Annotated in this window: 16 protein-coding genes; 4 read left to right on the top strand and 12 right to left on the bottom strand. The window is 63.1% G+C overall.

What is annotated here, in order from left to right:
• Positions 1-3 precede the first annotated feature (3 nt).
• Positions 4-2496: a hypothetical protein gene (locus tag T281_RS05315; protein ID WP_037235345.1), complete on the bottom strand. Its 2493-nt coding sequence runs from the start codon at positions 2494-2496 to the stop codon at positions 4-6.
• 50 nt (positions 2497-2546) lie between these two features.
• Positions 2547-3713 carry a TAXI family TRAP transporter solute-binding subunit gene (locus T281_RS05310; protein WP_037235342.1) on the bottom strand — a complete coding sequence of 389 codons (1167 nt, stop codon included), beginning with the start codon at positions 3711-3713 and terminating at the stop codon, positions 2547-2549.
• A 222-nt stretch (positions 3714-3935) separates the two neighbouring features.
• Between T281_RS05310 and T281_RS05305 the strand changes: the two genes are divergently transcribed.
• Positions 3936-4697 (top strand): metallophosphoesterase family protein, encoded by a 762-nt coding sequence (locus T281_RS05305; RefSeq protein ID WP_245269161.1) that lies wholly within the window; start codon positions 3936-3938, stop codon positions 4695-4697.
• 27 nt (positions 4698-4724) lie between these two features.
• Here the strand turns inward: T281_RS05305 and T281_RS05300 are convergent, their stop codons facing one another.
• From T281_RS05300 to cysQ, 3 genes are all read right to left on the bottom strand, one after another.
• On the bottom strand, positions 4725-6332 hold the full coding sequence (locus tag T281_RS05300) for a hypothetical protein (RefSeq protein WP_037235335.1): 1608 nt from the start codon (positions 6330-6332) through the stop codon (positions 4725-4727).
• A gap of 162 nt (positions 6333-6494) precedes the next feature.
• Positions 6495-7451: a DUF1134 domain-containing protein gene (locus tag T281_RS17460; protein WP_245269159.1), complete on the bottom strand. Its 957-nt coding sequence runs from the start codon at positions 7449-7451 to the stop codon at positions 6495-6497.
• Positions 7452-7613: 162 nt separating this feature from the next.
• Complete coding sequence (gene cysQ / locus T281_RS05290; RefSeq protein ID WP_245269158.1) at positions 7614-8456, bottom strand: 3'(2'),5'-bisphosphate nucleotidase CysQ; 843 nt, start codon at positions 8454-8456, stop codon at positions 7614-7616.
• Between the two features lie 199 nt (positions 8457-8655).
• Here cysQ and T281_RS05285 point away from each other — a divergent pair, with 199 nt between their 5' ends.
• Positions 8656-9309 (top strand): histidine phosphotransferase family protein, encoded by a 654-nt coding sequence (locus tag T281_RS05285; RefSeq protein WP_162173116.1) that lies wholly within the window; start codon positions 8656-8658, stop codon positions 9307-9309.
• 95 nt (positions 9310-9404) lie between these two features.
• On the opposite strand, the gene T281_RS05280 is transcribed toward T281_RS05285, so the two are convergent.
• Positions 9405-9704, bottom strand: a complete 300-nt coding sequence (locus T281_RS05280) for a flagellar export protein FliJ (protein ID WP_155955107.1) — start codon at positions 9702-9704, stop codon at positions 9405-9407.
• Positions 9705-10274: 570 nt separating this feature from the next.
• On the opposite strand from T281_RS05280, the gene ctrA reads away from it, so the two are divergent.
• Positions 10275-10970 (top strand): response regulator transcription factor CtrA, encoded by a 696-nt coding sequence (ctrA, locus tag T281_RS05275; protein ID WP_013418607.1) that lies wholly within the window; start codon positions 10275-10277, stop codon positions 10968-10970.
• 323 nt (positions 10971-11293) lie between these two features.
• Here ctrA and T281_RS05270 read toward each other — a convergent pair whose 3' ends face one another.
• A complete protein-coding gene (locus T281_RS05270; RefSeq protein WP_037235382.1) occupies positions 11294-11506 on the bottom strand; it encodes a DUF1674 domain-containing protein in 213 nt (70 codons plus the stop codon).
• An 86-nt stretch (positions 11507-11592) separates the two neighbouring features.
• Positions 11593-12813 carry a polyhydroxyalkanoate depolymerase gene (locus T281_RS05265; RefSeq protein ID WP_037235326.1) on the bottom strand — a complete coding sequence of 407 codons (1221 nt, stop codon included), beginning with the start codon at positions 12811-12813 and terminating at the stop codon, positions 11593-11595.
• An 85-nt stretch (positions 12814-12898) separates the two neighbouring features.
• Between T281_RS05265 and T281_RS05260 the strand changes: the two genes are divergently transcribed.
• Complete coding sequence (locus tag T281_RS05260) at positions 12899-13552, top strand: glutathione S-transferase family protein (protein WP_037235323.1); 654 nt, start codon at positions 12899-12901, stop codon at positions 13550-13552.
• A gap of 120 nt (positions 13553-13672) precedes the next feature.
• On the opposite strand, the gene T281_RS05255 is transcribed toward T281_RS05260, so the two are convergent.
• The 4 genes from T281_RS05255 to T281_RS05240 all read right to left on the bottom strand — a co-directional run.
• Entirely contained in the window at positions 13673-14107 is a 435-nt protein-coding gene (locus T281_RS05255) for a hypothetical protein (RefSeq protein ID WP_037235319.1), read from the bottom strand.
• A gap of 146 nt (positions 14108-14253) precedes the next feature.
• A complete protein-coding gene (gmk, locus tag T281_RS05250; RefSeq protein ID WP_037235381.1) occupies positions 14254-14910 on the bottom strand; it encodes a guanylate kinase in 657 nt (218 codons plus the stop codon).
• 349 nt (positions 14911-15259) lie between these two features.
• Entirely contained in the window at positions 15260-16504 is a 1245-nt protein-coding gene (gene mltG / locus T281_RS05245) for an endolytic transglycosylase MltG (protein WP_037235316.1), read from the bottom strand.
• Positions 16505-16665: 161 nt separating this feature from the next.
• Positions 16666-17529, bottom strand: an 864-nt coding sequence (locus T281_RS05240; RefSeq protein ID WP_037235313.1) for a beta-ketoacyl-ACP synthase II, incomplete at its 5' end; no start/stop codon positions are given.

Below are 17529 nucleotides of genomic sequence, written 5' to 3'. Positions count from 1 at the left end.
CGTCTACTCGTTCAGGAAGTGCTTGAGGTTCTCGATCCTGACCTTCGCGGTCTGGACCGCGCCGCCATCCATCGCCTTGCGATACCAATCGAAGGCCCTCGCCGCGTCCGGTTCCGCGTTCTTCTTTTCGATGCGCGCGAAATAGATCGGATCGTAGGAGCGTCCCATGGCGAGCGCCGCCTCCGGGTCGCCCGAAATCACGGCCTTCTGATAAAACTGCCGCGCCTGAAGGATGTCGCCCTCGCGCATGCGCTTGTTCCCTTCGCGGATCAGATCCTCGATCTCCGTAACCGAGGTTGCGCTGCGGGAGACCAAGCGTTCCGGCTCGGGTTGAGGCTGAGGCGCGAGCGCCGCCTGCCTGATGGGCGCCGGAGGAGCGACCGAAACCGGCCTCTCGGGCTCGGCGACGGGCGCAGACGCAGCAGGTGCGGAGAGAGCAGCTATCGACGGCTGTTCGACCGCGGCGGGAGCGCGGCGCGGTGCTGACGTCGCGGCTGAGACTGTCTGTGTGCTGAAGGATGGCGGCGAGGCTTGCGGCCTCTGCGATTCGGGGCCTGCCGTGATCTCGGACATCGCCATGCTGCTCACCGCGTTGGTGAAGCGCTCGGCCTCGGACGCGGCGAGTCTTGGCGCTCCGATGCGGACGGCGAATTCCTGCCGGTCGGAAAGCGGCGTGCGGGACTTTGTATCGACCAGTTCGACGGCAAGCGGCACCGTCTCGGGCGCGTTCTGCGGCAGGTTGATGGTAAGCCCGTTCAGACGGTTCGGCGGAAGGAGCCAATTGCCGCCGCCTGCGTCCACGCCCGCGTTGAGACGCGCGCCCGAAGGCACGCCGGTGATGCTGACAAGGGCTTGTTCGCGCAATCGCTCGGGTCGCACCGTGATTGAGAGCGGCGCAGGCTGCCCCTTTGTCGCGGATGCGTCCGCGACCGCTATGCGGGCCGGTTCCGCCAGAGCGCGCGCTTCGAAGGAGGCTGCGGCCTGCTGATCTTCGGTGTCGAAGCGGATCGGCGGGCCGTATCCCGGTTCTGGGGAATCGGGCGCGCGTGTCGCCGTAGCTGTCTTGGCGAGCTGAGGTCCGTAAGCATTGATCACGAAGACGGCGAGAGACGCGGCGATGGCTATGCCGCCGACAAGGCCGATAGCAGCGGCGCCGAGAACCCGGCTGCTGCCTTGTGCAACAGCAGGCGGAGGCGGCGCTACGACACCGGCCGGAACGGGATATGCGGGCGCGCCTTGATAGAGCGAGTTTTGCGGAGGCACCCATTGCGGAGCGGCGGAAGGCTCCGGCTCGGGACGATAGGTCCTTGGCTCGGGCTTGTAAGCCTCGGCAGCGGGACGCGTCGGCATCGGCGTCGGTGCAGCGGACAAAACCGTATCGGCGCTGGGGCGCGCGGCCTGTTTTTTTGCCTCGTAATCGAAATAGCTGAGGATGACATCCTGCGGCGACAGCGACTCGCCCAGCCCGCCGGTGGAAGAAGCCGGTTCCGGTTTGCCCGGTGCGTTGGCACTGCGGCCCACGCCTGCGAACCCGAATGCCGTTCCACCGGATTGAGCGAGACCGGATGACATGCCGCCATAGATGCTTTCGAGCGCCGACTGCACGGCGTCGGCAAGTTCGTCATGCTTCTCGGACAATTTGTCGGGCTGGCTGCTCGGAAGGTCCGCGGCAGCCGACGCTGCCGAGGCAAGCCCGATTTCGGTAAGCGATTGGTATCCCTGATCGGGGGCGTCTGACGCACCCTCCCGCGCGACCGTAGCGGCGGCCAGCGATTCGGCCGCTTTTGTGCGCGCGACGTCCGATTCTCCGCTATTATCGCCCCACCCGGCGAAAAAGGCTTCGTGATCCTCGGGAAGACCGGGCTCGTCCGCCGCTCGCCCGGCGAGCTGCGCTAACGACGCGTCCGCGTCGATCGGAATTCCGGCCTGTTCGAGACCGGTCACGATGCTGTCGGCAAAGTCGTCGATGCCGTCCCAGTCGGTCGGATCCGGCGGAAGCTCACCCGATGCCTCATCGACTTGAAAATCTGTTGCGGCTGCGGGCGTGTCATCGCCGGATTGATCGGGCGACTGGGCCTCAACCGTTGCTTCCGCTACGGGTGCTTCGTCCGGCGCCACGTCTTCCATCGCCACGTCTTCGCTCGCGATCGCTTCTGCCATCTCCGGCGCTGCCTCTGTGGGCGCAACATCTTCGGGGATACTCGCATCAATCGTTGAAGCGTCTGACGGCGACGAAGACTCGGCTGCGTCCTGCGGCTCGACGGGGATTTCCAGCGCGTCGTTCAGCAGCGCGAAAACAGCCGGAGTCTCGACCGGTTTCGTCGCCACCTCGGCCGCGCCCTGAGTGGCAAGGATGTTCGCCTGCTCCTCAAGTGCCCCGTCCCCCGACGGCGCGTCCGCCGCTTCCGTCGCGGTCTCGTCCTTCGTCTCGACGAGAGGCTCAAGCGTCTCGCGAGCCGTCTCGTTGTGCTCTTCGAGCTTGCCTGTCTCCGGCATGATCTGCTCCTGTCGGGAAATCCCGCCTAACGTCCCGTCCGGGCCCCTCATCACTGCTGGCGAGGTGGTGGTTGCGTACCCTGCTGCTGATACCACCGAACGAACTGATTAAATAGCTCTTCTTCGTCCGCTCCACTGCCGCGTTGGCTCTCCACGAACTTTTGCAGCATCGTTTTTAACTGTGCCGCAGCCTGCGGAGAGGTCACCGTCTGCGCCTTCGCAGCTGCGTTGGCGACAAGCCAGCGCTCGGCGGGCTGGAACCGCGTCCACCCCTTCAGCGGCGCGCGAATATTGACATCGCGCCACTTCGGGTTGAACGTGCCCGCCTTCAGCGTTTCGAAGTTCGTCAGGAACTTCTCGGCGAAGCGGGAAACATTGCGGAAGCGCTCCGATTGCGGATGCCAGTTGTGAACGAACAACACGGTCGAAACACCGACGGTCGCAACGCTTTCGTTCGGCGCCACCAGTTCCGGATAGTCTTCTTTCGTAATAATGGCAGGAAGATAGCTTTGCTGGAGGCTCGGCAAATATTCCACATCGAGAAAATGGACGCGGTCGCGGTGGCTGATCCGGTCGAAAGCGCGCGATGGCTTGCCGCTGACCGACACCAGCGCGTCGATCTCGCCCTTCTTGAGCTTCTCGATCGCGTCTTCATGGTCGAGATAGAGCACGTCCGGTCGTACGCCCGCCGCTTCGAACACCGACTCGGCCGTTATCGCGCTGCCGCTTTCGCGTGGGCCGAAGCTGACCCGGCGCTCGTTCAAATCCTGAAGGCAGGTGAATTGCATGCGCGAGAGAACATGAAACTCCTCGGAATGGAGCTTCGCAATGTAGAGCATGCGGGTCTGGACATTCGGCTGCCTGCCCGTCTTCACGAAGTACGCCAGCACGTCCGACTGGACGATGGCGGCGTCGATGGCGCGAAGCGAAAGAAGGTCGCTGATATTTTGCGCCGGGCTTTTGCCGGCAATCGGAATGATCCGCAGATCGTTGTCGCTGTCGAGCAGGCGGGCGAGGTCGGCAGCCATCCTGATCCCCGTGCTTTCGACATCGCCGGTCACGATGCCCACCGCGCCCGCCGCGCTGGGTTTCTGAGCCTGGGGCGCGCCGGTCGCCTGGGGGGCCGGAGTATTGGGACGCGTCGGAGCCTGCGCCAAAGCGGTGCCACTCTCAAAAAGCAAGATGAGAAGGCTTGTCGCGAGAAGCCGGAGCACCATCCCTGATCCTCTTTACGTGATGATTGACCCTTACAACCACGCGGCCGCAAGGGACAACTTAAACGGGAACAATCAACATCTGCCAGCGGCATGAATTCCAACCGCTAGCCACCATGATGACTGAGTGAGAAAAGCGGCGAAACTGTGCCATAATGCTGGCAGTTTGCCCTGCTTGGGCCAAGGAGTATCGCGCTTTGGCGCGGTATTGCAAGGAGACTTCGTTTGCGACTAACAGATAGCGGCAGCTTTGCCGCGAGCGTCCCCGACGGGATGCGCGTTTATGCCGTCGGCGATATCCACGGCCGTCTCGATCTCCTCGAAATCATGCTCGATCTTGTCGATGCTGACCAGCACGAACGCGGCATTCAGCCCGCCATGATCGTTTTTCTCGGCGATTACGTCGATCGCGGCCCCTCGTCGAAGGAAGTGGTGGATGCGCTCATCGGCGAACTGGGCGAGACATTGTCGCCCGTCTTCATCAAGGGCAATCACGAGGCCCTGCTGATGTCCTTCCTTTACGACGCCACGCCGGACAATTTCTGGCTGAAGAACGGGGGCGATGCGGCGCTGCTGTCCTATGGCCTCGACCCCGATCTCGTGAGGTTCGCCACACGCGGCACGCCCACCGGGCTTCAGGAAGCTTCGGCCCGCTTCCGCGAGGCGCTGCCCGCGAGCCACCTTTCCTTCTATCGCAATCTCAAGCCAAGCTTTCGGATCGGCGGCTATTTCTTCGTCCATGGTGGCGTGCGACCCGGGGTGCCGCTCGACCAGCAGCGCGAAGAAGATCTGCTGTGGATACGCGATCCGTTTCTCACTTCGGACGAGGATTTCGGCGCCGTGGTCGTTCACGGCCATACGCCTGCGCGCGAACCGCAGCTTCTTCCGAACCGCATCGGGGTAGACACCTACGCGTTCAAGTCGAACAGGCTTACGGCAGTGGGGCTTGAGGGGACGGAGCGCTGGATTCTTTCCACGGCGAGTTGAACCTCGGCGAAGAGACAGGCGCCGCCCCTAATCCTTCGCTTCCGCTGGCTCTTCCGAAGCCGCTCGCATGCGTTCGACGAGCGTCCGCGCGCCGGTCTTGTCCGAGGTTCGGAACGGAGGCCCGACGAACTCGACGTCGTCCGCTACCGGAGATGCGGGATCCTCCGCCTTGGCAGCCACCGGACGCGCTGCGCCATTGACAGCGGCGATCGCGGCGAGCGTCAGCGCAGCGTTGTCGAATTCGATGCCCGCGAGAGTTTTGCCGTGCTTTCGCTCGTCCGGGATCGCCGGAAGGGAAGCGGGAGTCGAAGCCTCCGTGTCCGGCTTCGGCGGATTTTCCGCAGCCGCCTGCCCGGCTGGAGCCTCCCCGCGATCCGCTGGCGTGCCCGCCTCGCCGGAGGCCTCGTCTGTCGTCGTTACGCCCTTGAGGAGCGACGAGCGGGAGGTTGTTTCGCTCGGGGGAGAAGCCGCGTCGCCTGGGGTATCGGAGCGCACGGCCAACGCCTGATTTTCGCGATCGGCGGCGGCAGAGCCGGGCTGAGAGGTCTCGTGCTGCGTCCCACCGTTCAGCACGCGCTCGCCCGATCCGGCGGCAGTTGGAGACTTCGCGCCTTGTACGGGCTCCGCGCCCTCATCGCGCGTCGTTGCGACGGGAGCGGGAACCGGCGTGTTCGATGATGGCACCGCGAATGACGGAGCCGGTTGCGATGCACCGTTCGCCGCCTCGCCGTTGAGCCTCAGCCGAGCCGTCAGCGAAGCGGGCTGGCTCTGCGGCAGCGGCTTCGGGCGGGCGTGCGCGCCATGGCGGCGCTGTTCGGTGAGGATCGCGGCGCGACGCACCTGCGGCTCCGGCGGCGTCGGCTGGGGAGCGGGGCGCGGCTGCGCCGAGATCATGATGAGTTCGGCGAGCTTCTGCAATTCGCCCTTGATGACGCCGACCTGCTGCGAGTCGCGATCCTGAAGCTGCGCGAGTTGCTGGCGCAGCCTCGACAGTTCGAGATTGAGCCGGTCATATTCGGCCTTGTAATCGTCGAGCGTCCATTGCGAGGCGCGCCGAAGTCTGCGACCGCCCTTGTCCGCGCCGCTGCTCCGTTCGAGCACTTCACGCAGGCGGCCAAGTTCTTCCTGATAGGAGGCGGCCTCGCGTTTCGCGGCGTCGAGTTCCTCCTCGCGGCGCGCGAGCCGATTCGTCACGTCCTGAAGCTCATAGCCGCGCTCCTGCAACTCGGCCTTGGCGCGCGTGATTTCGCCGTCGAGTTCGGGAAAGCGCTTCGTGATCTGCTGTTCGAGAACCGTCGCCGCGTTCCGCCGCTCGGAAAGCTGGAGATCGATTTCGGCGATGCGGTCCTTGAGGCCCGCGATTTCCATTTGCAACCGGCTGTTATCGACGAGCTGGTTTGCGGCCTTCTGCTTTGCGCTGGCGAGTGCCGTTTCGAGTCGGCGCATGCGGACGGCATAGGATGCGCGAAGTTGATCCTGCGCGGCCTGAATCTCTGACAGAGTAAGCGGGAGTGAGCTTTCGAGCTTCTTGCGCGAGAGACGCGCCGCGCGCGCCCACATCGACGGAGCGAGCAACACCCCGATCAGGCTCGCGATCAGAAATCCCAGCGCGATCAGCATGGCTGCCTGGATCATGAAACTGGGCTCCCCTCCTTGCAGCCTGCTACGGCGCGCGGCGACGAACGGAGCGCTGCCTCGCCGACTTGCCCCTTATACGCCTGCGTTCCCGCGCGGGGGCCGCAAATCTCGGTAAGCCGCAAGAACGGGCGTCGTCCGTCCGGTCGCGAGGCCGCGAGCCTAGAACGGGTTCCAGGTCGGCGACGGCGTGTATTTGAGATAACCGACATTGGCCCCAAAACGCAACCCCAGGCCGGCGCGAATGGGCGCGAGAATGACATCCTCGTGTTGCTGAAAGGTTATACCGACGCCGCCCACGAGATAGGCCGAACCGTCGACGCCAGCGAAGCGCTCGAAAATTTGCGCTGGATATGTAAGGTTGTAGACGAGCGTGAGCGTTTTCGAGCCCGCCGCGCCGAAATCGTAGCCGATCGACGGACCCTGCCAGTACACTTTCTGTGTCGGATACATTTTTGTGTGAAGCGTGCCTTCTCCGTACCGCAGGCCCGCGATGATCGCCCCGCCCGCGTCTTCACCAAGGATGTAGCCGGTCGGGCGGCCGTAGCGCTGGAACGCGTGCTCCACCACTTTCGCCAGCCCTTCCGACACGCCGCCGAAGAAACGATGTCCCTCGTCGAGGATCTCGCTCGAAGAATAGGTTGCGCGCTCGCGTGGCGGCGGTCCGCCGGGACCGTCGACTGGCTCGCCCCATTGCGCCGTCGGTTGCGCAGGCGGCGCGCTGTAAGGCTGGCCGTAGCCCGGGTTGTCGTTCGACGGCGGCACGTAGGTGTTCTGCGCCGTATACGCGCCATTACCCTGCGGAGGCGCGCCTGCGCCGCTGCCCTGCCCCGCATAGGCGCCGTTCTGCTGGCCTGACGCACCGGATTGCGGGGGCGTCGCCGTCGTCTGTTGCTGTGACTGTTGTGGCGGACGCAGCGAGCGAGGCGCCTCGCCCTGATATTGTTGCGGCGGGAGGTAGTCCTGAGCTTCGGCGCTGATCGCGTGAGCGGCTGCCAGCCCCAGAAGGGCCACGGTGCCGAAGGCGAGAAGCGAAATCCTGCGGTGGCGCGTCATGGTGGAAATCCGGTTGCATCGCCAGATTTGCAACTGGCGGTCTTTATCGGCGGCGCTTGCCACGGTGGCCGCATCCCGTGGCGAAACACGGCGCGACCGAAGGAAAGCGCGAAAGGCAGAATCGCCCCTACGCAGCACATCTTCGCTGGTGTCGCCTTTTTGAGGCCGAATTTTGGCCCCGTCGAAGAGTCCGTCACCTGTCCGCCGACGAACGCGTGACAGGCGCTACTCGGCCCGAAGCATCGCCTCGGCCTCGTCGCGCCGCCGCCACGCTATGAAGGACGGGTTAGCGAAGTGGCGGTCGACCTTGCCGTAAGCGAGCGGCGCGCCCGCTTCGGTGAGCACACACCCGCCAGCCGCGTTCACCAGCGCTTGGCCCGCCGCGATGTCCCATTCGGACGTCGGCGCAAAGCGTGGATACACATCGGCGTCTCCCCGCGCGAGAACGCCGAACTTGAGCGACGATCCCATGCGCATGCACGGCGGACCGCCGATGCGCCGGAGAAAACGCTCGGCTTCGGGCGTCTGATTCGAGCGGCTGACGATGGCCGTGAAGCCGCGCGACCCCGGCCGCTCACCGGAGATAGGCTCGAATGCGTAGTCTGGGCGCGGCTCGGGATGATGGTCGGGCACGAGCTTCACCCTCACGGCGCGGTCCGGCCCGAGCGTCACGTAGCAGTCCGAGAACGCGGGCGCATAGACGAGGCCGAACACCGGGGCGTGATTCTCCACCAGCGCGATGTTGACCGTGAACTCGCCGTTCGCCCGGATGAACTCCTTCGTGCCGTCAACCGGATCGACGAGGAAGAAGCGATCTTCGATCTTCGGCGCTGCGCCGCACGACAGCGCCTCCTCCGCGACAACCGGAATATCGGCGGCCAGCCTCGAAAGAGCCTTGAGGATTATATGTTCGCAGGCGACATCCGCGTCGGTAACGGGCGAGCGGTCCGCCTTGTAGCGCACCTCGGGACTCGTCGTATAGATGTCCATGATGACGGCGCCCGCCCGCTGCGCGAGGGGGAGAGCCCATAGCCCGAGTTCACGTATGTCGGACGCGTCGAAGCTCACTGTGTGTCTTTCGTGATTAAGGGTAAGAGAGAGTCTCGCCCGGCGTGCTCGTAACTTTGTGCCGTGTGGCGCATTTTTTTAGTATGAGAGGTTGAAGAGCAAGGCCAAATCATGGTGCCTGTACGGCAGCGCCATGGCGGCTCTTGCCACAAGTGCGAGTGCGAACGCAACCCGCGTGCTTTCCGCAGGAGGAATGATCGTGACCGACGCGAGACTCGACGACACAGCCCTTGCCGCGCTGATATCGAGCAAGATCTGCCACGACCTCGCAGGCCAGATCGGCGCGATCAACAACGGACTCGAACTCCTCGAAGAAGAAAACGACGAGGACACGCGCTTCTATGCGCTGGAGTTGATCCAGAACAGCGCGAAGGCGGCCTGGGCGCAGCTCGACTTCAACCGTCTCGCATTCGGCGTATCATCGAGCCTCGGCGCGCTCGTCCCGGTCCAACATATCGAACAGGTCGCCCGGCGCTACCTCGAAAACGGCAAGCGCCGCCTCCATTGGCAAGCGAATGTGCCCGAGATCGAGAAGGAGCACGCGCGGCTTCTGATGGCGCTGCTCGGCGTGTCGATCAACGCCCTGCCCGCTGGCGGAGACTATTATCTGGGGCTTTCCGCGTCGAAGACGAGAGCCGGGCGCAGCCGCTTCAAGCTCATCATCCTGTGCCGTGGGCGCGCCGCGCGCGTGCCGGAAGGTGTCGCGGAAGTGTTCGCGGGCGATACGACGCGCACCATCGACGGACGGCTCGTCATCGCATATTACGCCACGCGCCTCGCGACTGAAGCTTCGCTGAAGCTTTCAGCGCTGAAGGAAGGCGAGGATATCCTGTTCACGCTCGAACCGCGCTAGGGTTTGGGCGGGCACCCGACGCGCGGGCACCGAAGCGGGCTTCGGTTCGCGCCGGTGTTGCGGCATGAAGGACGCGCTAATTCAATTTCGCACCTCTAGCGCGTGCTTGCGTGGCTTCCGAGATGCTTCGGCGGCTTCCTGCGGCTGCCGGGCTTCACCTGCCGCTGTGCTTCCAGATCGCCCGCCGATTCCGACAGTTTCAACTGCTCGAACGCGTCGAGCGCCTCCTGCCGCGCCCGGTCGAGGCGCTTTTCAAGCTCAGCGATGGACGACCGGAGGTTGTCGCGCCGCGTCATTGCAGCGCGGGCAAATGTCGGGTAGGCGAAGTGGTTTACGTCGGAAATACCCGACGTCTGTTGTTCGATCTTGATCTGCTGCTCAAGATCATTTGCCATGCGTGCGAAGTCCGCGATCATCAACTCCAGGTCGCTGACCTGCTGTCGCTTCTCCTCGTACTCAAACCGCTGGATTTGATTGGAATTAACTGTTTCCATCATACTCGTACGAGGCCCCGACTCCGGTTACGCTTCACTCAATGGGCTGTAACATCCAGTTCCAGGCCAGTTTCCCGCAAAACCATTAACCAACCGTGAAACGTCGCCTGTTTGCAACAGCGTTCGTCTTAGTAATTCCTAAAGGAATTGGCGGTTGGATCACTCGGCGAATTGGGTCACATTACCGGTGTCGTCGATTCGTCGTTGGGGGCACTTTTGATTTGCGACGAGGAGAGGGCACAACCTCAGGCAGCGTTTCTGCCGGCAAGTTTCTGATTTATTCACGATCTCAGTCCTATCCTTAAGCCTGCGCGCGAAATGTAGCGCGGGACACTCGTCTGCGTAGTAAGCTTAAGATTTCTTAACCTTTCATGCGTTAATGTCGGTTCTGAAGTTAAGCTTCACGGCGCGGAAAAGACCTTGAGTCTCGCGTCATTGCGGTATACACGTGTTGCTAGCGAGGGATTCCTTATGCGGGTGCTTCTCATCGAAGACGACAGCGCAACGGCTCAGAGCATTGAGCTCATGCTGCTGTCAGAGGGTTTCAACGTCTTCCAGACAGATCTTGGAGAGGAAGGCGTCGACCTCGGAAAAATCTACGATTATGATATAATTTTACTTGATCTTGGCCTACCTGATATCAGCGGCTATGAAGTTTTGCGCGCGCTACGCGTGAGCAAGATCAAGACGCCGATCCTGATTCTGTCGGGTTCAGGCGGTGTGGACGACAAGGTTCGCGGCCTCGGTTTCGGTGCCGACGATTACCTCACGAAGCCGTTCCACAAGGACGAACTCGTCGCGCGCATCCACGCCATCGTGCGCCGTTCCAAAGGCCACGCGCAGTCTGTCATCCAGACCGGCAGCCTCATCGTGAACCTCGACACCAAGACGGTCGAAGTTGACGGTAACCGCGTGCATCTGACGAGCAAGGAATATCAGATGCTTGAGCTGCTGTCGCTCCGCAAGGGCACGACGCTCACGAAAGAAATGTTCCTCAACCACCTGTACGGCGGTATCGATGAGCCTGAGCTGAAAATCATCGACGTGTTCATCTGCAAGCTCCGCAAGAAGCTCGCGACGGCGAACACCGGCCAGCACTACATCGAAACCGTCTGGGGCCGTGGCTATGTGCTTCGCGACCCGAAAGAAGAGCAGGCCGCCGCGTAACTCTCGCGACGTGTTTCCCGCTGGGGGGAACCCGCAATCCCCCCGCGTGAATCCCTTGACGAAAAGTTGATCGAGTCGCGCCGACGTGTTCGGCCCGTGTCAGTGGCGTTCGGATGTGTGAGCGTCCGTCGCGACCGGGCGCGGATCTGAGCCCCGGCGAGGATGTTTATTTGCGCCGCCCTTGGTCCGTACCACCGGGGATCTGGTTTGTGCCAATCCCGAAGCGGCTTTGGAGCGCGCGATCAAATTTGCAAAAGCGCCCTAAGCGGTCCTATCGCAAAAAGCGAACCCCTCGTGCGCACGCGCCGACGCGCCGGACGCGCTCAGAAATCGGACGCAATCCCCTTCTTCTCCCAATCGCCGAACCGCGTAGGTTCGAGACCTTTGCGCGCGCCGATCTCGCGCGGCCTCTCCGGTTCGCCCGCCGCGAGCCTGCGCGCTTCGGCTTCGGCTAGCGCGCGTTTGGCCGCCTCTTTCCGACGCCGCTCGATTTCGACGTCGTCCGGCTCGGTCTTCTCGGTGTTTTCCGCTGTCATGAGGTGGAGAATGCGCAACTTGGCGCGCAATCGCAAGCCTTCAGGCGGCGTTCGTGCACCGAAATGCCAGACGGCGCGGCGCGTCCTCAGTCCATCGCGAGGATGGAGTTTCTAACCTGCGGGTAGACCTGGCTTTCCCAGCGACGGCCGCTGAAAACGCCGTAATGACCTACGCCCGCCTGCAGATGATGGCGCTTCATGTGCGGGCGCAGGCCCGTACAGAGGTCGTGCGCGGCTGTCGTCTGGCCGATGGCGCAAATGTCGTCGCGCTCGCCTTCCACCGTGAGAAGCATCGTGCGCCGGATCGCGCCGGGGTCCACCTTCTCGCCGCGATAGGTGAGTTCGCCCTTGGCTAGACGCGCCTCCTGAAAAACCCATGCCACCGTTTCAAGGTAAAACTCGGCCGTTAGATCAAGTACGGCGAAATATTCGTCGTAGAACGTCTTGATCGACTGCGCTTTCTCGATTTCGCCCTCCGCGAGATGCTTGTAGAGGTCGAGATGCGCCTTTTTGTGCCGCTCCATGTTCATCGACATGAACGCGGTGAGCTGCACGAAGCCGGGATAAACGCGCCGCCCCGCCCCCGGATGCGCGAAGGGTACGCGCGAAATGAGCTTGCTCTCGAACCACGACATCGGTTTTTCGGTCGCGAGTTCATTTACCTTGGTCGGATTGATGCGTGTGTCGATCGGCCCGGCCATCAGCGTCATGCTGCGCGGCTTCGCGGGATCGCCCGACTGGGCCATGATCGCCACGGCGGCAAGCACCTGCACGCAGGGTTGGCACACGGCGACCACATGCCCGCCGGGGCCGATGACGCGCATCCACTGGATCAGATGATCAATGTAATCCTCGAAGCCGAACCGGCCCGCCGAAAGCGGCACATCGCGGGCGTTGTGCCAGTCCGTGATGCACACATCGTGATCCTGAAGCAGCGTCTCGACCGTGTTTCGCAGGAGCGTCGCGAAGTGCCCCGAGAGCGGCGCGACCACGAGGACGCGGGGCTGTGCAACGTCGATATCCTTCCTGAAGCGGAGCAGCGTGCCGAACGGCATTTTCGCCAGCGGCTCTTCGGTGACAGCCACGTCGCGGTTGTCGACGCGCACGCTTTTGATGCCGTAAGGCGGCCGCGTATGCGTGAGCGTCGACCGCGAAATCAGCTCGCACGCCGCCGCATATTGCCGGATTGTCCCGCCGTTGCCGTTCAGCTGTGCGGCGAAAGGAGCGATCGCGTTGAGGCCGAATTGCGCGAAACTGCGCGCGGGAGCCGTCGCATTCGTGTAGAATTGATAGGCCTGATACAGCATTTCTGACCTGGCGCAGGAAAAACGGGCAACACAGACGTCGCAAATGGCGATGCAAGGTTCGAACCACAAGCGAAGGTTATGGTCTATGGCGGAGGCTCAGCTTACAATTAGCAACAAGAACTACTCCTCGTGGTCGCTCCGGGGCTGGCTCCTCTGCAAGCTCGCCGGGCTCGATTTCGAGGAAGTGGCCGTGCCGATCGATGACCCGTCGATGAGGGCGGAACTTCTGCTGCTTTCGCCGTCGTTTCTCGTGCCCTGCCTCTCGCACAATGGCATCAAGGTCTGGGACACGCTTTCAATCGCGGAATACCTCGGGGAGCTGAAGCCAAACTCGCCTGTTCTTCCCAAAGATGTGAAAAAACGCGCGCATTGCCGCTCGGTTGCGGGCGAAATGCATTCCGGCTTCTACAATCTGCGTTCGGCGCTGCCGATGAACCTCAGGGCGCATTATCCCGGCTTCAAGGTGTTCCATGGCGCGCAGGCCGACATCGACCGCGTCGCCGCGATCTGGCGCGAATGCCTCGCGGCCTATGGCGGCCCGTATCTGTTCGGAGAGCTTTCGCTCGCGGATGCGATGTATGCGCCGGTCGCGACGCGCTTTCTGACCTACGACGTCAAGCTCGACCCCGTGTCGGCGGATTACTGCCGCTCGATCATGGTCTGGCCCGCGATGGAAGAATGGATCGCGGGGGCGAAGGCGGAGCCGGAAGAGTTCGAGGAACTCGACGTCGAGTTTTGATACAGAGGGTCGGTGCGTGTCGCGAGGCGGGGCTTACCCGAGGCACGCTTCGGCCTGACCGCCCGTTATGCCCGTTCTGTCGGCCGACCGCCGCATCGGCGCGGCAGTCATCGCCGCGCCTCAGCTTGTGCAGTCGCGCCCCTGAAGCGCCCAAAGCTGGATGTCGCGCTTCACCTTCGTGCTGAGTTCGGTCGACATCGCATAGTTGCGCGTCACGATCAGCGTGTTGTCGTTGTATTTGTGGAACTGGATTTCGAAGAGCGGCGGACCGTCACCCGGCTCGAAAAGCTTGACGTTCGGGTATCCTTCCGGGCTTTGTGCGTCTTCACCGGGGTAGCGTTCGCCCGCTTCGTAGCGATAGCCGGCCAGCGTTTCGCCCGTGCCGAACCAGCACAGCTTCATCTTTTCAACGAAAGTTTGCAGCACCTGCGGAGGCGGGCCGAAGGAAAGCCGCTGCGGCTCCGATCCGATCAGATTGTCAACGGCGGGGTCTTTCCGCGCGCAACCCTGAGGGATAAAAGCCAAAGCAACCAGAAGCGTAATGCGAAGCCACAAACCAGCCCCCTGACAAGAAATCCCTTGTGCCATTGGGCTTGTTCATGGCGAAACTTAGGCTCCCGCCGGGTTTGCCGCACCGCCGCACAGATTTATGGCCGGCGGTGCCCGGCGAGGGCGTTTCGGCGCGAATAACAGCCCAAAGCTCAACGCGTGCGCGACGGCGGCGCGAGTTGCGCGATCAACGTCCTCAGCCCGACCTGCCGATGCCGTCTGTGGCGCTCGGCTGTAACGATGCCCTTGAGGACGGCGAGGCTGTCCTCCACGTTGCGATTCACAAGCACATAGTCGTAATCGCCCCAATGCGAGATTTCCGCCTCCGCACCTTCCAGACGCGCCTCGATCACGTGCTCGGGATCGGTTCCGCGCGAATAGATACGCCGGGAGAGTTCTTCGCCGGACGGCGGCAGGATGAAAACACGCACGGCGTCTTCCGGCAGAAGCGCCGCGATCGATGACGCGCCCTGCCAATCGACGTCGAAGAGCATGTCCCGGCCTTCCGCCAGCGCGGCCTTGACCGGCTCGGCGGGCGTTCCGTAGAAATTGCCGAAGACTTCGGCCCATTCGAGAAGCTCGCCCGCATCGCGCATGGCCTCGAAGCGGTCGCGCGTAACGAAGTAATAGTCGACGCCATCCGCCTCCTGCGCGCGCGACGGACGCGTGGTCACGGACACGGAATGCCCGAGCGACGCATCGGACGCCAGGAGAAGCCGCGCGAGCGTGGTTTTTCCCGCGCCGGACGGCGAGGAGAGGATGAGACAAAGGCCGCGCCGGTCAGGCGTCGCAATCGGTTCGCTGCTCACGTTGAACTTTCCAAAGAAACACAAGACCGATTTAGATTGTGTTCGACCTTTTTGGAAGCGGAACGTTCAGGCTCGCGGAAGAAAGCCGATAGCCGCGCCGCGTTTCGGGAGCCGTTCGCGCTTCTTTGAGCGGCAAATAGATCTGGCATGCGCTTCTTGCGCCGCCCCGGTCCACCTCGCTCAAACGATAAGGCGTCACTCGCCCATCGCCGGACAATCGCGCAAACGCCTCGCCTCCCGAGGCACAAGCGATGGATGCCGAACGGGTTCCGCTGATATGCGGCACCGGAGCACGGTTGGCGCTCGTTCGATGCCTCCGAGGCAGCCCGACGCGCGGGCGTGCGACGCGTTACCGATGCGGATTGCGCTGGGGCAGCGGGATGTCGACAGCCTGCAACTTGTCGAGCGCGACCGCATCCGCCGCTGGGTCCGCTGCCTTTTCCTCGCGCTGGCTTCGTTCTATGGCCCGCCAGCGCGCAACGTTCTTCTGGTGATCGCTGTAGGTCTCTGCGAACACATGCGCGCCCGTACCGTCGGCGACGAAGAACAGATCGCCGCTCTTCGCGGGCTTTAGAACGGCCTCAATGGCGGCGCGGCCGGGATTGGCGATCGGCGTCGGCGGCAGGCCCGCATTGCGGTAGGTGTTATACGGGTTCGTCTCGTCCTCGACCTCGCTCTTGAGGATCGGACGGCCGAGCGTGCCCTTGCCGCCGCTGGCGCCGTAAATGATGGTCGGGTCGGCTTCGAGACGCATGCGCTTCTTGAGCCGGTTGAGATAAACTGCGGCCACGCGCGGGCGCTCGTCGGCGCGGCTTGCTTCCTTCTCGACGATGGCGGCGAGGTTGATGACCTGCTCCGGCGTCGTCAGCGCGAGATCGCGTGAGCGCGTCGCCCAAAGCCCCTCGATGAATTTCTTCTGTTCGCCCTGCATGCGCCGGATCAATTCGTCCCGCGAGGTGCCGCGCGCGAAACGGTAGGTGTCGGGGAGCAGACTGCCTTCGGGCGGAATTTCGAGAATATCGCCGACGAGATCCGGATTGGCCTTCAGCCGCTCGATCACCTGCCAGCTCGTCAGCCCTTCCGGAACCGAGACGCTGTAGAGGATCGACTTGCCCTCGACGAGCGTATCGAGCACGTCGCGCAGGCTGGCTTCAGCCTTGATGTTGTATTCGCCCGCCTTGATCTTGTCGTGAACCTTGAAGTAGCGGGCGGCGATGAAGAACGTCCAGCGGTCGTTGATGATACCCTCTTGTTCGAGGCGGCGGGCAATGGCGCTGACGCCCTCGCCGCGCGGCACCACGAAAACGGTCGGATAGGCGAGCGGGCCGGGCTTGTCGAACTGGAGGCGAACCACGTAGGACGTCGTGCCGACGGCTATCAGCAGCACGAGGAAAAACGTCAGAAGGCGGTTCAGAAATACGACGATGGGATTTTGACGGCGTCCCCGGCTGCCCTCAGGCGGCTCGGGCGCGCGCTCGGGTTCAAGCGCTTCGGACGGGCTTCGCGGCAAAACGGAATAGTCTCGCTGACCGCGATAAGCGGCATTCTTCGAGTAGCGGCTGTTCCCATTCGCGTTGTAATAATCGCTCGGCATGTGATCAGACTACTCAGTGACCCCGATAGATCATTCAGCAATGTATTATGGCGAAAGAGTGTGGAGCCTTCCTCAATGACGGAAAACAGAAGCGATAAGCGAGGATAACGCCAGACGAACGGGCGGGCGGGGCGCTGGATGCGCCACCGACCGCAGCCGCGTCAGGCGACGCGGCGCAGAATGAGGCTCGCGTTGGTGCCGCCGAACCCGAAGGAATTCGATAACACCGTATCGATGCGCTTTTCCTTCGCCTTGTGCGGCACGAGGTCGAGCGCCGTCTCGACCGACGGATTGTCGAGATTGATCGTCGGCGGGCAAACCTGATCGCGGATCGCCAATGCCGAGAAGATCGCTTCCACGGCACCGGCTGCGCCAAGCAGATGCCCCGTCATCGACTTGGTCGAAGACATGGCGCTGTTGGCGGCGTGGCTGCCGAGAAGACGCTCTACAGCGCCGAGCTCGATCCCGTCCGCCATCGTGGATGTGCCGTGGGCGTTGATATAATCGATGTCGGAAGCCGCGATTCCGGCGCGCTTGATCGCCGCCGTCATGCAGCGGAACGCGCCGTCGCCGTCTTCCGACGGGGCAGTGATGTGGTAAGCGTCGCCGGACAGGCCGTAGCCGATGATTTCGGCATAGATCTTCGCGCCGCGCGCTTTGGCGTGCTCATATTCCTCAAGGACGACGACGCCCGCGCCCTCGCCCATCACGAAGCCGTCGCGATCCTTGTCGTAGGGGCGCGAGGCACGTTCCGGGTCGTTGTTGAAATCGGTGGCGAGCGCCTTGCAGGCCGCAAAGCCCGCGAGCGCCAGGCGGCAAAGCGGGCTCTCGGTTCCGCCGGCGACCATGACGTCGGCATCGCCGAACGCGATGAGTCGCGAGGCATCGCCGATGGCGTGTGCGCCAGTCGAACAGGCCGTGACCACGGCGTGGTTCGGTCCCTTGAGGCCATGTTTGATGGAAACGTAGCCGGACGCCAGATTGATGAGACGGCCCGGAATGAAGAACGGGCTGACGCGACGCGG

The sequence above is a fragment of the Rhodomicrobium udaipurense JA643 genome (assembly GCF_000636015.1).
GTDB classification, from domain to species: domain Bacteria; phylum Pseudomonadota; class Alphaproteobacteria; order Rhizobiales; family Rhodomicrobiaceae; genus Rhodomicrobium; species Rhodomicrobium udaipurense.
This window is presented reverse-complemented; position numbering and strand designations above follow the sequence as displayed.

Excerpts from the sequence above, each read along its gene's own strand:
- T281_RS05315 (WP_037235345.1), bottom strand. The coding sequence starts at position 2,496 with ATGCCGGAGACAGGCAAGCTCGAAGAGCACAACGAGACGGCTCGCGAG.
- T281_RS05310 (WP_037235342.1), bottom strand. The coding sequence starts at position 3,713 with ATGGTGCTCCGGCTTCTCGCGACAAGCCTTCTCATCTTGCTTTTTGAG.
- T281_RS05300 (WP_037235335.1), bottom strand. The coding sequence starts at position 6,332 with ATGATCCAGGCAGCCATGCTGATCGCGCTGGGATTTCTGATCGCGAGC.
- T281_RS05280 (WP_155955107.1), bottom strand. The coding sequence starts at position 9,704 with ATGGCAAATGATCTTGAGCAGCAGATCAAGATCGAACAACAGACGTCG.
- ctrA (WP_013418607.1), top strand. The coding sequence starts at position 10,275 with ATGCGGGTGCTTCTCATCGAAGACGACAGCGCAACGGCTCAGAGCATT.
- T281_RS05270 (WP_037235382.1), bottom strand. The coding sequence starts at position 11,506 with ATGACAGCGGAAAACACCGAGAAGACCGAGCCGGACGACGTCGAAATC.
- T281_RS05265 (WP_037235326.1), bottom strand. The coding sequence starts at position 12,813 with ATGCTGTATCAGGCCTATCAATTCTACACGAATGCGACGGCTCCCGCG.
- T281_RS05260 (WP_037235323.1), top strand. The coding sequence starts at position 12,899 with ATGGCGGAGGCTCAGCTTACAATTAGCAACAAGAACTACTCCTCGTGG.
- mltG (WP_037235316.1), bottom strand. The coding sequence starts at position 16,504 with ATGCCGAGCGATTATTACAACGCGAATGGGAACAGCCGCTACTCGAAG.